Source organism: Luteibacter sp. 621 (genome assembly GCF_050435445.1).
Classification (GTDB): domain Bacteria; phylum Pseudomonadota; class Gammaproteobacteria; order Xanthomonadales; family Rhodanobacteraceae; genus Luteibacter.
Map to the genome: position 1 here is coordinate 45525 of NZ_JBNDKI010000007.1, position 14725 is coordinate 60249.

A 14725-nucleotide genomic window follows, 5' to 3' on the forward strand; every position below is an offset into this window, starting at 1 on the left:
GCCGTGTAAGTCGCGCCGTTCCGCTTGTATCCCCTGGAAACGGCTGCGACGGCACCGGATTCCGGCGCGTGAAACGAACGTAAACCTGTGAAATACCTGTAAACAATAGGAATAAATCCTAAGCAGGTAATTACGCACTTCGGCGCAATTGCTTGCGCCCCATCCGACGGAAATGCTTGCTGCTTTTGCGTGCGGCCCGGTAGCGTTCGGGCCATGGACCTCGTCATCACTATTCTCGTCTTGCTCCTGGTTGTCGCGCTCTCCGGCGCGGTCGTCCGGATCCTCCCCTTCCGCTTGCCGCTACCGCTGGTACAGATCGCATTGGGCGCGTTGCTGGCCAGCCTGTTTGGGATGCGTGTGCAGTTCGATCCCGAGCTGTTCTTTCTCCTGTTCATTCCGCCCCTGCTTTTCGCGGACGGCTGGCGCATTCCGAAGCGGGAACTCTTTCTCCTGCGGGGGCCGATCCTCGCGCTGGCTGTTGGCCTCGTCATATTCACGATCATCGGCGTCGGCTACTTCGTACACTGGATGATCCCCACGGTGCCGTTGGCTGTTGCGTTCGCGCTGGCTGCCGTGTTGTCACCGACCGATGCGGTCGCGACGTCATCGGTCACGGGCGGAACGCGCATCCCTCCGCGCCTCATGCATGTTCTTTCCGGTGAGGCGCTCCTCAACGATGCATCTGGCCTGGTAGCCCTGCAGTTTGCCGTCGCGGCGGAAGTGACCGGCCACTTCTCGGCGTTGCATGCCGCCCGTGATTTTGCGATCACCGCGTTGGGTGGTGTCGCTGCGGGTGCGCTGGTGGCGTTTACCTTTGGCGCATTCCGTCGGCGCCTGGTGCGCTGGAGCGGCGAGGTAGATCCGGCGAGCCAGGTGGCCATGCTGCTTCTGCTGCCGTTCGCTGCGTACCTGCTGGCCGAGCACTTCGACGTGTCTGGCATCCTCGCCGCGGTGGCGGCGGGTATGTTGATGAACTACACCGATGTCCTCAAGGGCGGGTACGTCGCCATGCGCATGCAGAACAGCGCGGTATGGTCGATGGTGGAGTTCATCTTCAACGGTCTCATCTTCCTGCTGCTGGGCATGCAGTTGCCGGGCATTATCGACGGCGCGAAAACCGACCTGCAGCAGGCTGGTGGGGGTGAGCTCTGGTATCTCGGGGCGTACGTCGTGGCCATTACGCTGGCCCTTGTCATCCTGCGTTTCATCTGGGTGTGGGTATCGCTTCGCTTCGTGCTCATGCGCGCGTTGCACCGTGGTGAACAGCGGCCCAAGGTAGGCACGCGCCTCATGTGGACGGCGGCGCTCGCCGGCGTCCGGGGCGCGATCACCATGGCAGGCGTGCTGTCGCTTCCCTTCTTGAAGGCACCGGGGGTGCCGTTCCCCGTTCGCGATCTGATGATCTTCCTCGCGACGGGCGTCATTCTGTGCACGCTGCTGTTTGGTGCCGTCGGCCTTCCACTATCGGTCAAGGGGCTGAAACTGCCGGGCGAGGATCCCCGGGTGCGCGAAGAGCGCAAGGCGCGGGCACTCACCGCCGAGGCCGCCTTGCGTGGCATCGCCGACGAGCAGAAGAAGGTCGAGGATGCCGGTGATGCCGATGCCATCGCCCTGGCGTCACGCGTCGCGTCGCGTGTGATGGCGGATTATCAGCAGCGGCTGGAAGCAGCAGCGGAAGAAGGTGATGTGCCCGGTAAGGCGCGCGCCGAGGCGGGTACCGAGCGCGTCATGCGCCTCGCTGCCTTGCGGGCGGAACGTCACCAGCTCATCGAACTGCGCCGGGACCATACGATCAACGATGAAACCCTGCGTTCGTTGATGCGCGAAGTCGATCTTGCCGAAGCCGCGCTCACGGGGCTGCACGCAGGGTAGGGTACTCAGGGGAGGCGGAAGAACCGCTCCGCGGTACGCGTGGAAGCCTCGGTTACAGCCTCGCGTGTTTCACCGCGGTCTTTCGCCACTTCATCACGGATGTGGGCCAGGTACATCGGCTCGTTGCGCCGGTCCTTCGGCATGGGCCGCAATGTGCGCGGAAGCAGATAGGGGGCGTCGGTCTCGAGCATGAGCCGGTTGGCGGGGATGAGCTTCACCAGCTCGCGCAGGTGCGCGCCCCGGCGCTCGTCGCAGATCCATCCGGTGATGCCGATGTGGCAATCCAGGTCGAGGTAATCGCGGAGTGCTTCGCCGGTGTCGGTAAAGCAGTGCACGACCGCGGCGGGGACACGATCACGGTAGCGCTTCAACAGCGCCAGGAAATCGTGATGGGCATCGCGCTGATGCAGGAACAGCGGCATGCCGAACTCGGCGGCGATGGCCAGCTGCCGTTCGAACACCTCGCGCTGGACCTCGCGCGGCGAATAATTGCGGTTGTAGTCAAGGCCGGTTTCGCCGACCGCACGAACTTCCGGCTGGCTGGCGAGGTGGCGCAGCACGGCGTCGGTGGCGTCGTCATAGTCCACGGCATGGTGTGGATGCACCCCGGCGGTGGCAAATAAGCGCCCACCGCTCTCTTTTGCGAGCGCCAGCGCATGCTCGCTGCCTTCTCGCGAGGCGCCTGTGACGATCATGCGGCCTACGCCATGGCTCAAAGCACGCGCCAGGACGGCATCCAGATCCGGGCGGAACGACTCGTGGGTGAGGTTCGCGCCGATGTCGATCAAGTCCATGATTTCTTTCGCAAAGTGGTTGGGGGGTGCGTGGTACTGCCGTGCGTTATTGCCACGCAAAGCCATGAATTAGAACATATATGGCCGTCCGGACAGCGTTTCCACGGGGTTTGGCGGATAGGCCGTTCGGACGACGCGAAATAACGCGTCAAATTATTGACGGTCGTATTTTCCTGCTGCTAGGTTCCTGCGACGGCTAGCGAAATATCGCCAGGAAGTCGTCGCATGGAGGTTTTTTAGAGGGAGCTCAGATTCTTTTTTGCAGGGGATGCCCGCCATGGGCATCAAAAGGAAGGCGGCCCGCAATCGGCCGCCCAGGCAGTACCACGGGCTAAGGGGTAGTGCAGATGGGAAATCGTATCCTCGCGAGGTCGCTTGTCGCCTCGTTCGTTCTGGCCGTCGCGCCAGGGATCTTCGCCGCAGGGGCCGCCGCGCCCCACGCCACGTTCAACGTCAGCACCTTGCGTGCATCGAGCGGCTACGACCGCTTCATCATCAAGTACCGCGATGGCACCGCGCAGCGCACTGACCATGCGGCCGCCGCACAGGCGGTGAGCGCCGCACTTTCGCGTGCCGCCGCCACGACCGGTTCGCTGCGTGCCGGCAAAGCCGCAGCTCCGCTTGCCAGTTACTCGCGCAAGCTGGGCACGGGCGCCGACCTTGTGCGCATCTCGCGCAAGCTATCCGCCACCGAGGCGGATGCGTTGATCCGCCAGATCGCGACTGACCCCGCCGTGGCACACGTCCAGGCCGACGTGATGATGCAGAAGGTGCGTGACATTCCTGCGACTGGCCTGGCCGCCGCAGCGGCGCCGACGCCGGTGGTGGTCAACGACCAGTACTACCAGCGCTACCAGTGGCATTTCCGTGCACCGGATGGCACCGCGGAAAAGATTGGCTCGGACGCGAGCAGCTACGCGAACAAGGGTGGCAGCAATGTCGCCAACGCGTGGAACCTGTCCGATGGCACCGGCGTCACCGTCGCGGTGCTCGATACGGGCATCACCAATCATCCGGATATCGACCTTTCGCTCGCCGATGCCGGCTACGACTTCATCGTCGATAGCTACGTTTCCGGCCGTAGCACCGACGGGCGCGTGCCAGGAGGCTGGGATCTCGGTGACTGGACGACCGATGACAAATACCTGGCGACCAATGGCGGTTGCGTCGATGCGAACAACCCGGCTGAAGACTCCAGCTGGCACGGTACGCATGTATCGGGCAACGTTGCCGAGCTGACCAACAACACGACCGGCATGGCTGGCATCGCCTACAAGGCGAAGGTGCTTCCGGTGCGCGTGCTGGGCCATTGCGGTGGCTACAGCTCCGATATCGCCGATGCGATCGTGTGGGCCTCGGGTGGGCATGTCGATGGCGTGCCGGATAACACGCATCCGGCCCAGGTGATCAACATGAGCCTGGGTGGCGAAGGCAAGTGCAGCGATGACGATGTGACCGCCGACGCGATCACGGGCGCCATCGGCCGTGGCACGACCGTGGTGGTGGCCGCCGGCAACGAAAACGACGATACGGCGAACTATTCGCCGTCGAGCTGCCCGGGTGTCATCGCCGTTGCGTCCAACGGCATTACGGGCAAACGCGCCTACTACTCCAACTACGGCACGGGCGTGGCGATTTCCGCGCCCGGCGGTGGCGTTTATGCGAACGATGCCGCGTCGGGCACGGTCGTCTCGGCGGGCTTCTCGTGGTCGGCCATCAACGATGGTACGCACGAGCCCACCACGGCCGATTACGGCGGCATGGCCGGTACCTCGCAGGCGACGCCGCACGTCACCGGCACGGTGGCCCTTATGCTCGCCGCGGTAAAGGGTGCCAGCCTGCCGACGCCGACGCCGGCACAGATCCGCACGCTGCTCACCTCGACGGCGCATGCGTTCCCGTCCACGCCTGACAAGGCCATCGGTGCGGGCATCGTCGATGCCTACGCCGCGGTGAACAAGGCGCTGGGCAACGACTCGGGCAACCCCGGCGAACCGGATGTCACTGTCCTCACCAACGGCACGAGCGTAAAGGCCTCGGGCGATGGTTCGGCCAAGGTGTTCTCGATCGTGGTGCCCTCGGGTGCCCGCACGCTGGTGTTCACCACGTCCGGTGGGACGGGTGATGTGTCCATCGCCGTGAAGAACGGCACGGCCGGCGCCGAGACGGTATCGGCCAAGAAGGGCACGAATAACGAGACGGTCACGGTCGCGCGGCCGGCAGCGGGCACCTGGTACATCACGGTGACCAGCCCGGCGGCGTACGCCAACGTCAGCGTCCTCGCGCGCTTCGTCGAACCTTGATGGAACTCGCCCGCCGGCCGTGAGCCGGTGGGCAGGGGAAGCCTGGCCAGGGGGCGGGCTTCTCGTCTTGCGCCAGCGAGGGGGTCTTCGCTGGCGTGGCGTGCGGGGAGGGGTCCCTGCCGCCGCATAAGGGAGGTAAGGGCAATGTATTCACGAACACTGGCACAGGCCGTGGGCCTGGTGCTGACGGGCGTCTTCACCCTCGCGACAGCGGTACACGCCGCCGAAGCACCGAAGACCGCCGCGCCACAGACGGTCGTCGTACAAGGCGTACAGGTTGCGATCGATCCGGCAACGGGCCGGTTGCGTGAGCCGACCGCCGAGGAGCGTGCGGCGCTGTCGAAAGCATTTGGTGCGCAAAGCGTATCCGCGGCGAAGCTTTCCGCAGGCCAGCCACGCACGGCGGCCGAAGCGAAATCCACCTTCCGCAGCGTGTCGCTCGATAACGGCGTTCGCGCCAAGGCCGTACGCGTGCCGCAGGAACTGATGAGCAGCGTGGTCGCCGAACGGCAGCCCGATGGAAGTCTCAGCATTCACCACGACGATCACGGCGTACAGGCCGCACCGAAGGCGCCGGAGGTGGTGAAATGATCCGCCGTAATCTTCTCTTTACCGCCATCGCCGCCGCCGGGCTCTTTTGCGCCATGGGCGCCAGTGCCGCGGAGATCAAGATCGTCAACCAGGATGTCGGCACCGGCAAGGGCCTCGACGATCCAACACCGGCGACGCCTGTCGGTGGTAACCCGGGCACCACGGTGGGCAAGCAGGCGTTGAACGTCTACCAGTTCGCCGCCGATGTGTGGGGTGCGGTGCTGCAGAGCGACGTGACCATCGTCAACAATGCGACGTTCGAAAAGCTCTCGTGCGATGCGACGTCTGGTGTCCTCGGTTCATCCGGCACCACCTACATTTTCTACTTCGACAACACCAGCACGCTGCCGCCGCGCGCGGTACGCAACACCTGGTATCACTCGGCGCTGTTCGACGCGCTGAGCGGCGCTGATGGTATTCCCGGCGAGGCGGATATCCAGAGCCAGTTCAACGGTGCGCTGGGTTCCCCTGGCTGCCTTGAAGGATCGAAGTGGTACTTCGGCCTGGATGGGCAGACGCCGGCCGGCTCCATCAACTTCCTCAACGTCGTGCTACATGAAATGGCGCACGGCCTGGGCTTCTCGGGCTTCAACAGCCTGACCACGGGTTCCCCCTACGTCGGCGACGACGGCGTGGCCCGCCCCGATATCTATTCGACCTTCGTTTACAACGATACGAAGATGAAGAAGTGGTATGACCTGACCAATGCCGAGCGTGTCACCGCGGCCCTGGATGACGGCAACCTCGTCTTCACCGGCGCCACAGTCAAAGCGGAAGCGCCACTCGCTCTTGGCCTGCCGGATATCTTCCGCGTCTCGGCACCGGCGGCTGCCGCAGGTGATTACCAGTACGCCCAGGGTGCGTTCGGGCCGCTCGCTACCGCCAGCAACTTCAGCGGCAGCGTGGTCCAGGCGGCGCCGGCGGATGGTTGCGCCGCCATCACCAATGGCTCGGCCATCAGCGGCAAGATCGCGCTGATCGATCGCGGTACCTGCAACTTCACCGATAAGGTGGCCAACGCACAGACGGCAGGTGCGAAGGCGGTGCTCATCGCCAACAACCAGGCCGGTGCGATCACCCCGGGCGGTACGCCCACCACCACGATCAATATCCCGACGATCGCGATCAGCCAGGTCGATGGCAACAAGCTCAAGGCCAACCTCACCGGTCTGACCGGTGCCGTCGGCAAGGGCACGGGGCTCGCCGGTGCCGATGCACAGGGCAACGTGCAGTTGTATGCGCCGACGGTGCTTGCACAGGGCTCGTCGTTCTCGCACTACGACACCCGCCTGACCCCGAACGCGATCATGGAATACGCGATCAACCAGGACCTGATGGGCCAGATCGATGTCGACCTGACGCCAGCGCTGTTCAAGGATGAAGGCTGGGGCCTCAACACCACCGGGCAGCTGCTGCTCACCTGCAACACGGGCATTCCGACGCTCGTGCCAGGTGGTGTGATCGTGGGTGCGAACGTCATCTCCAACGCGAAGACCATCGCTGGGGATGCCGCCACGCTTGCGGTCTACCGCACCGGTGTGCGCGCCTACGCCAGCACGCTGGCGAGCTCCGGCCTGATCACGGCCGGCCAGGCAACCAGCCTCAATGCCTGCCTGAGTGATGCGGAAACGCAGAAGCAGTACACGGCGTGGCACGTCGCGATCCCGGATGCCATCGGCCTCGGCAATAACGTGGGCCTTGGCAATCAGTCCGGCGCCGCAGGCAGCACCAAGGTGTATGCGCTTTCCGTGCCAGCGGGGGCGAAAACGCTGACGTTCCGCACGGCGGGTGGCTCGGGCGATGTGTCCATCGCCGTGCAGGCACCGGGCGCGACGGCGTTCACCGCGGTCGCTAACCGCACGGGCAATGCCGAGGTTTACACCAAGGCCAGCCCCGCCCAAGGCACCTGGTACCTCCAGGTGACCGGCGTGAAGGCCTACAGCGGAGTCACGGTGCAGGCGGTTTATACGCAGTAAGCGCAGCACACCCGGGCCGCCTCGCGCGGCCCGGGTTCCATTGAGGCGGCAGGCACTGGAGGCAGCGCGCGGCGCGCCCCGTCGCTGGTCGCAAATAGCGGCACCCACGGGAGGAAGTTACGTGAATACGATCTACAGCAAGGTATGGAACAAGTCGCTCGGGATCCTGGTCGTTGCATCGGAACATGCACGCGCGAACGGCAAGGGCGGCGCCTCCCGACGCCTCCGCGCCGCCATGTCAGCATTGCCATTGGTAGCCGGTGCAATGCTTGCGATCGCCAGCCCATCGGCAAGCGCCGGCTCATCCCAGAACAACAACGCACAGGCCGGCAACATCTGCAGCGGCTTCTCATCGCTGCTCGCCCCCGTAGCGAAGGGCTACCAGGCGTTCGCCTGCGGGGCCCAGGCCAAGGCAGCCGGCGACTACAGCGTGGCGCTGGGCAACGCTGCTAACTCCAAGGGCGCGTACAGCACCGCGGTTGGCCAGGATGCGCAGGCGTCGGGCGATTTCGCGACGACACTCGGGCAGGGCTCGCGCGCAACCGCGACCGATAGTGTCGCCGTAGGCCAGGGCGCCAATGCAGCCAATACCGCAAGCACGGCGATCGGCCGCGGCGCGCGCGCCATTGCGAATAACTCGGTCGCGCTGGGGTCGGATTCCATTGCCAATCGCGCGAACACCGTTTCAGTGGGCCGCAGCGGGAGCGAGCGCCAGGTGGTGAATGTGGCAGACGGCACGCAGACCACGGATGCCGTGAACAAGCGCCAGCTGGACAAGGTCAATGATCGTGTCACGACGGTCAACGGCCGGGTCGACACCGTCAATGGGCGGGTCGATACCGTCGCCCAGAACGTCACCTCTGTATCCAACCGGGTGAATACGGTGGATGCAGCGACGGCCGATGCACAGCATTACTTCAAGGCCAACGGCCTTGCCGACGGAAGCGATGACGCCACCGCAGCCGGGCAGTATTCGACAGCCGCCGGCTCAGGCGCCTTTGCTGGCGGCGCGGGGGATACGGCGGTAGGCGGTGGTGCGTTTGCCAACGGCGGCAACGCGACGGCCACGGGTTACGGATCGGTGGCTACTGGCCAGAACAGCGCGGCCTACGGTGCGGGCGCGCAGGCGAACGGGCCGGGTAGTGTCGCCGTCGGCGGCGTAGCGGTTGATGCGGATGGCAACCCGCTCATCACCAACGGCGGCGTGCCGGTGGATACGGGCGCGACTAGCGCGGACGTCGGTGGTACCGCGGTCGGCGCGAGCGCGCAGGCGGGTGGTTTCGCCGCGTCCTCGTTTGGCGTCGGCGCCTATGCGGGTGGTGCGCAATCGGTGGCGGTGGGTGCGGTCGCCAACGCCATCGGTGACTACTCCACCGCGATCGGTACGCAGAGCGCGGCGTTGGGCGTCGCCAGCGTCGCACTCGGTGCCGGCTCGGTCGCGGACCGCGACAACACCGTATCCGTCGGCGATGTGGGGGCGGAGCGGCAGATCACCAACGTGGCGGCCGGTACGGAAAACACCGATGCGGCCAACGTGGGGCAGGTGAACGATGCCGTGAATGGCGCGACGCGCTACTTCAAGGCGACCGGCGCGAACGATGGCAGCGACGACGCCACGGCGGTGGGCGACTTCGCCACGGCCTCTGGCTCCGGCGCCTTCGCGGGTGCCAACGGTGCCAGCGCGTACGGTAGTGGTTCGTTTGCGTCCGGGGTGAACAGCACGGCCACCGGTTCGGGCGCGACGGCGACCGGCCAGAACAGTGCCGCCTATGGTGCCGGCTCGCAAGCCAACGGACCGGGTAGTGTTGCCGTCGGTGGCGTTGCGGTCGATGCGGATGGCAACCCGCTGATCACAAACGGTGGTGTGCCGGTCGATACCGGCGCGACCAGTGCAGATGTCGGCGGCACCGCCGTCGGTGCTAGCGCCACCGCCAGCGGCTTCGCCGCCTCGGCAGTCGGTGTGGGTGCCTACGCCAGTGGTGCACAGTCGTCGGCCTTCGGTGCGGTAGCCAATGCCCTGGGTGATTACTCCACGGCGGTTGGCACGCAGAGCACGGCGAGCGGAACAAGCAGCACGGCGGTGGGTGAAAGTGCGACCGCGAGCGGTGATGAGAGCACGGTGGTGGGTGGTAGCGCCTTCGGCCTCTTCGTGGCCAAGGCGACCGGCTACGGTTCGTCGGCTTTCGGTGCGGGTGCGTGGGCGACCGCGGATTACGCGACGGCGTTAGGTTGGAACAGTTACGCCGCCCAGACCAATGCGACGGCGGTCGGCGGGCTCGCCTATGCCGCCGGTGCTGACAGCACGGCGGTGGGTGCGAACAGCGAAGCCTCCGGTGCACGGTCGACGACGACGGGTGCCTCAAGCGCGGCGTTCGGCGATGACAGCACGGCGAACGGCTATAGCGCGATCGCCGATGGCGCGGGTGCGACGAGCATCGGTGCCAGCAGCGTGGCCGATAGCGATTACGCGACGGCGGTAGGCAACGGTGCCAGCGCCAATGGCGTGGGTGCGTCGTCGGTGGGTGCCGGTGCATTCGCCCAGGGCGACGGTGCGATTGCTGGCGGTTACGGTGCCACCTCGCAGGGCAAGAACGCAGCCTCGTACGGTAGTGGTGCGCAGGCCACGGCTAACAGCGCCACGGCAATCGGCGGCCAGGCGGTGGATGAGAATGGCGATCCGCTGATCACGTACAACGCAACGGGAGAAGCGGTGGGGCCGGCGACGGCCTCAGGCCTGGCCGCAACCGCGGTGGGTGCGAGCGCACAGGCCGAAGGGCAGTTCGCCACGGCGCTAGGCACGGCCGCCTTCGCGCAGGGTGAGCAGTCGCTGGCCGCAGGGTTCCTGTCGGAAGCGTCCGGCCAGGGTGCGACGGCGCTGGGTAGCCAGGCGTATGCGCCGGGTGCGTTGGCCACGTCGGTGGGTTACGGCTCGGCAGCCTACAGCGATGGTGCGGTAGCGATCGGTGGCGGTGCGAGCGCCGCGGGCACGGGCAGCGTGGCGATTGGCCAGTACGCCGAGACGGGCTTCGCCCTGTTCGGCCTTGAATCGGCCAACGCGGTGGCGCTGGGCACCAATAGCTGGGTACTTGGTGACAGTGGCACGGCGCTCGGTGCGGGGGCGTGGGCGATCGGCAACAACAGCGTGGCCCTCGGTGCGAATTCTTACGCCGATCGTGACAACACGGTGTCGGTGGGTGATGTGGGTAGCGAGCGGCAGATCACCAATGTGGCCGCCGGTACTGAAGCCACGGATGCAGTCAACAAATCGCAGCTCGATGCGGTCTCCGACAACGTGACCAACGCGACGCGTTACTTCAAGGCAACCGGCGCGAATGACGGGACGGATGATGCAACCGCCGTGGGTGATTACGCGGTCGCGTCCGGTTCGGGCGCTTTCGCGGGTGCTAACGGCGCAAGCGCCTACGGCAGTGGTTCGTTTGCGTCGGGTGTGAATAGCACGGCTACCGGCTACGGCGCGACGGCGACCGGCCAGAATAGCGCGGCTTACGGCGCCGGTTCGCAGGCCAACGGTCCGGGCAGTGTCGCCGTGGGCGGTGTCGCGGTCGATGAAGATGGCAACCCGCTGATCACCAACGGCGGTGTACCGGTCGATACCGGCGCGACAAGCGCGGATGTCGGCGGCACCGCTGTGGGTGCGAGCGCGACCGCCAGCGGCTTTGCGGCTTCGGCTGTCGGCGTCGGTGCTTACGCCAGTGGTGCTCAGTCGTCGGCGTTCGGTGCGGTAGCCAATGCCCTGGGTGATTACTCCACGGCCGTGGGCACGCAAAGCACGGCCAGCGGCGTGAGCAGCGTGGCCGTAGGCGAAAGCGCCACCGCCCAGGGCGACGAAAGCGTGGCGGTCGGCGGCAGTGCGTTCGGCTTCTTCACGGCGCAAGCGACCGGCTACGCCACCACGGCGCTCGGTGCCGGCGCATGGGCCACGGCGGACTACGCCACGGCCATTGGCTGGAATACCTATGCGGCGGCGGATAGTTCGACGGCGTTGGGCGAATCGGCAGCGGCACAGGACCTCGGCTCCAGCGCCCTGGGTGCTGAAGCCATCGCGGCCGGCACACAGTCGACGGCCGTAGGCGCCGTCTCGACCACCAACGGTGACTTTGCGTCCGCCATCGGTAGCGGCAGCTACGCGGGGGCGAACAACGCCACGGCGGTCGGTGGCCTGGCGAGTGCCACCGGCGAGGACAGCACGGCGGTGGGTGCGAACAGCGAGGCCTCCGGCGCACGGTCGACCACGACGGGTGCCTCAAGTGCAGCGTTCGGCGATGACAGCACGGCGAACGGCTACAGCGCGATCGCCGATGGTGCGGGTGCGACGAGCATCGGTGCCAGCAGCGTGGCCGATAGCGATTACGCGACGGCGGTAGGCAACGGTGCCAGCGCCAATGGCGTGGGTGCGTCGTCGGTGGGTGCCGGTGCATTCGCCCAGGGCGACGGTGCGATTGCTGGCGGTTACGGTGCCACCTCGCAGGGCAAGAACGCAGCCTCGTACGGTAGTGGTGCGCAGGCCACGGCTAACAGCGCCACGGCAATCGGCGGCCAGGCGGTGGATGAGAATGGCGATCCGCTGATCACGTACAACGCAACGGGAGAAGCGGTGGGGCCGGCGACGGCCTCAGGCCTGGCCGCAACCGCGGTGGGTGCGAGCGCACAGGCCGAAGGGCAGTTCGCCACGGCGCTAGGCACGGCCGCCTTCGCGCAGGGTGAGCAGTCGCTGGCCGCAGGGTTCCTGTCGGAAGCGTCCGGCCAGGGTGCGACGGCGCTGGGTAGCCAGGCGTATGCGCCGGGTGCGTTGGCCACGTCGGTGGGTTACGGCTCGGCAGCCTACAGCGATGGTGCGGTAGCGATCGGTGGCGGTGCGAGCGCCGCGGGCACGGGCAGCGTGGCGATTGGCCAGTACGCCGAGACGGGCTTCGCCCTGTTCGGCCTTGAATCGGCCAACGCGGTGGCGCTGGGCACCAATAGCTGGGTACTTGGTGACAGTGGCACGGCGCTCGGTGCGGGGGCGTGGGCGATCGGCAACAACAGCGTGGCCCTCGGTGCGAATTCTTACGCCGATCGTGACAACACGGTGTCGGTGGGTGATGTGGGTAGCGAGCGGCAGATCACCAACGTGGCGGCGGGTACCCAAGGCACCGATGCGGTGAACAAGTCGCAGCTCGATGCCGTGGCGGGTAGCGTCAGCGACGCGAGCCACTTCTTCAAGGCAACCGGCACAGGGGATGGCTCCGACGACGCGACGGCTGCTGGCCAGTTCGCCACGGCCGCAGGTTCTGGGGCGTTCGCTGGCGGCACGGGTGACAGCGCCATTGGCAGTGGTGCATTCGCCAACGGTGGCAACGCCACGGCCATCGGTACCGCCTCGACGGCAACAGGCGCGGCCAGCACCGCGCTTGGTGCGCAAGCTGAAGCCAGTGCGGCCAACAGCGTCGCCGTGGGTTCCGGATCGGTCGCCCAGCGTGACAACACCGTTTCGGTGGGCGCGGCCGGTGCCGAGCGCCAGGTCACCAATGTGGCCGCCGCGACGCAGTCAACCGATGCGGTAAACAAAGGCCAGCTCGATACGCTCGCCGACAGCGTGAGCAGCGCAGCGCACTACGTATCGGCCACCGGCGCCAACGACGGTTCCGACGATGCAAGTGCGAGCGGGGCATACGCAACGGCCGTCGGCGCCGGTAGCAGTGCCGGCGGTGATCTCTCGACAGCGATTGGTTCGTTCGCCACCGCGAGCAAGGAGTCCGGCACGGCGATCGGTGCATCGGCAAACGCCGCGGGCGCAGGTGCCACGGCGATCGGCGACAGCGCGCGGGCGACGGCGGCTAATTCCGTCGCGCTCGGCAGTGGTTCGGTCGCGACCCGGGCCAATACCGTTTCGGTCGGCTCGGCTAGCGGTAATCGGCAAATCACCAACGTGGCGGCGGGTACCCAAGGCACCGATGCGGTGAACCTTACCCAGCTGAACTCCGCGTTGAGCTCGGCGTTTGCCGGCACCAGCAACGCGGCCGGTAACGCCGTAGCCATGGCCCTGGGCGGCGGCGCCACCATGGGCGCCAATGGCTTCGTCGGGCCGGTGTACCGCGTGCAGGGCAGCTCGTACGGTACGGTCGGCGATGCGGTAGGCGCACTGGATGGCGCGCTGAGCTCGATCAACACCCGGGTGAGCAAGCTTGAGTCGGGTACCTCCGGTTCGCCGGGCACGGGCCCGACCCGGCCGCGCGTGAACGCGGCGGTCGCCGCTGCGCCAGCTCCTGCCGCGGTGACGCCCGCTGCGGTGGCACCTGTCGCCCAGGCGCAGGCCATCGTGGAGGGTACCGGTGATGGTACGGCGATCGGTACGGGCAGCTACGCGAAGGACCCGACTGACCTTGCCATCGGCAACAACGCAACGATTGGTGCCGCTGACAGCACGGCAGTAGGCACGGGTGCCACGGTAACGGCGGCCGCGACCAACAGTGTCGCGCTGGGCGCCAACTCCGTTGCCGATCAGCCGAACACCGTGTCGGTCGGCTCGGCAGGCGCCGAGCGCCGGGTAACGAACGTCGCCGCGGGTACCGCCCCGACCGACGCCGCCAACGTCGGCCAGGTGGATCAGGCACTGACCACGGCCAAGTCGTATGCCGACCAGGGCGACGCCAGCACCTTGACCCAGGCCAAGGCTTACACCGATCAGAAGTTCGGCGACATCGTGAGCGGCGGGGCGTTCGACGAGTACAAGCGTGAGGTCGATCACCGCTTCAACAACCTCAACGATCGGTTGAACAAGGTAGGTGCCATGGGCGCGGCCATGTCGCAGATGGCGTTCAGCGCCCAGGGCGTTAGTGGTGACAACCGGCTGGGCGTTGGTGCTGGCGGGTACAAGGGCCAGGGAGCGCTATCGGTCGGCTACTCACGGGCGCTGTCGTCCCATGCCGCGTTGACCTTCGGTGCCGCGGTCAGCGGCGGTGAGACTTCCGGCGGTGTTGGTGTAGGCATCGGCTGGTAATCGACTAGGCGACCGCCTACACGGGGTCGCCAAACCCTTGCGAGGCCGGCGGTGACGCCGGCCTTTCTTTGTTGCAGCGCGTCGCAGGATGCGCACCGCACGGTCGCCCCGGAAGCATGGTCTGTGCTACCAATAGCGGCCCATGGCCCCAGGAACGGGGGCATCGAAACCGCAACGAACGGAGCATGA

The 14725-nt window shown here is 66.5% G+C and carries 6 protein-coding genes; 5 read left to right on the forward strand and 1 reads right to left on the reverse strand.

What is annotated here, in order from left to right; genetic code table 11:
* Positions 1–213 precede the first annotated feature (213 nt).
* Positions 214–1872, forward strand: coding sequence for a Na+/H+ antiporter (locus ABIE56_RS09675; RefSeq protein WP_429243603.1), 1659 nt, complete (start codon positions 214–216; stop codon positions 1870–1872).
* A 5-nt stretch (positions 1873–1877) separates the two neighbouring features.
* Here ABIE56_RS09675 and ABIE56_RS09680 read toward each other — a convergent pair whose 3' ends face one another.
* The gene (locus ABIE56_RS09680; RefSeq protein WP_429243604.1) at positions 1878–2666 is read right to left on the reverse strand and encodes a TatD family hydrolase; all 789 of its coding nucleotides are present in this window, start codon (positions 2664–2666) and stop codon (positions 1878–1880) included.
* A 347-nt stretch (positions 2667–3013) separates the two neighbouring features.
* On the opposite strand from ABIE56_RS09680, the gene ABIE56_RS09685 reads away from it, so the two are divergent.
* From ABIE56_RS09685 to ABIE56_RS09700, 4 genes are all read left to right on the forward strand, one after another.
* Complete coding sequence (locus ABIE56_RS09685; protein ID WP_429243605.1) at positions 3014–4969, forward strand: S8 family peptidase; 1956 nt, start codon at positions 3014–3016, stop codon at positions 4967–4969.
* Between the two features lie 144 nt (positions 4970–5113).
* Positions 5114–5560: a post-PEP-CTERM-1 domain-containing protein gene (locus ABIE56_RS09690; protein ID WP_429243606.1), complete on the forward strand. Its 447-nt coding sequence runs from the start codon at positions 5114–5116 to the stop codon at positions 5558–5560.
* Positions 5557–7536 carry a PA domain-containing protein gene (locus ABIE56_RS09695; RefSeq protein ID WP_429243607.1) on the forward strand — a complete coding sequence of 660 codons (1980 nt, stop codon included), beginning with the start codon at positions 5557–5559 and terminating at the stop codon, positions 7534–7536. The genes ABIE56_RS09690 and ABIE56_RS09695 overlap by 4 nt, the downstream gene beginning before the upstream one ends.
* A gap of 121 nt (positions 7537–7657) precedes the next feature.
* Positions 7658–14536: an ESPR-type extended signal peptide-containing protein gene (locus ABIE56_RS09700; protein ID WP_429243608.1), complete on the forward strand. Its 6879-nt coding sequence runs from the start codon at positions 7658–7660 to the stop codon at positions 14534–14536.
* Positions 14537–14725: the final 189 nt, after the last annotated feature.

Bases quoted from the DNA above. Each gene is read 5' to 3' on its own strand.
- ABIE56_RS09680 (WP_429243604.1), bottom strand. From the start codon at position 2,666: ATGGACTTGATCGACATCGGCGCGAACCTCACCCACGAGTCGTTCCGC.
- ABIE56_RS09685 (WP_429243605.1), top strand. From the start codon at position 3,014: ATGGGAAATCGTATCCTCGCGAGGTCGCTTGTCGCCTCGTTCGTTCTG.
- ABIE56_RS09695 (WP_429243607.1), top strand. From the start codon at position 5,557: ATGATCCGCCGTAATCTTCTCTTTACCGCCATCGCCGCCGCCGGGCTC.
- ABIE56_RS09690 (WP_429243606.1), top strand. From the start codon at position 5,114: ATGTATTCACGAACACTGGCACAGGCCGTGGGCCTGGTGCTGACGGGC.
- ABIE56_RS09675 (WP_429243603.1), top strand. From the start codon at position 214: ATGGACCTCGTCATCACTATTCTCGTCTTGCTCCTGGTTGTCGCGCTC.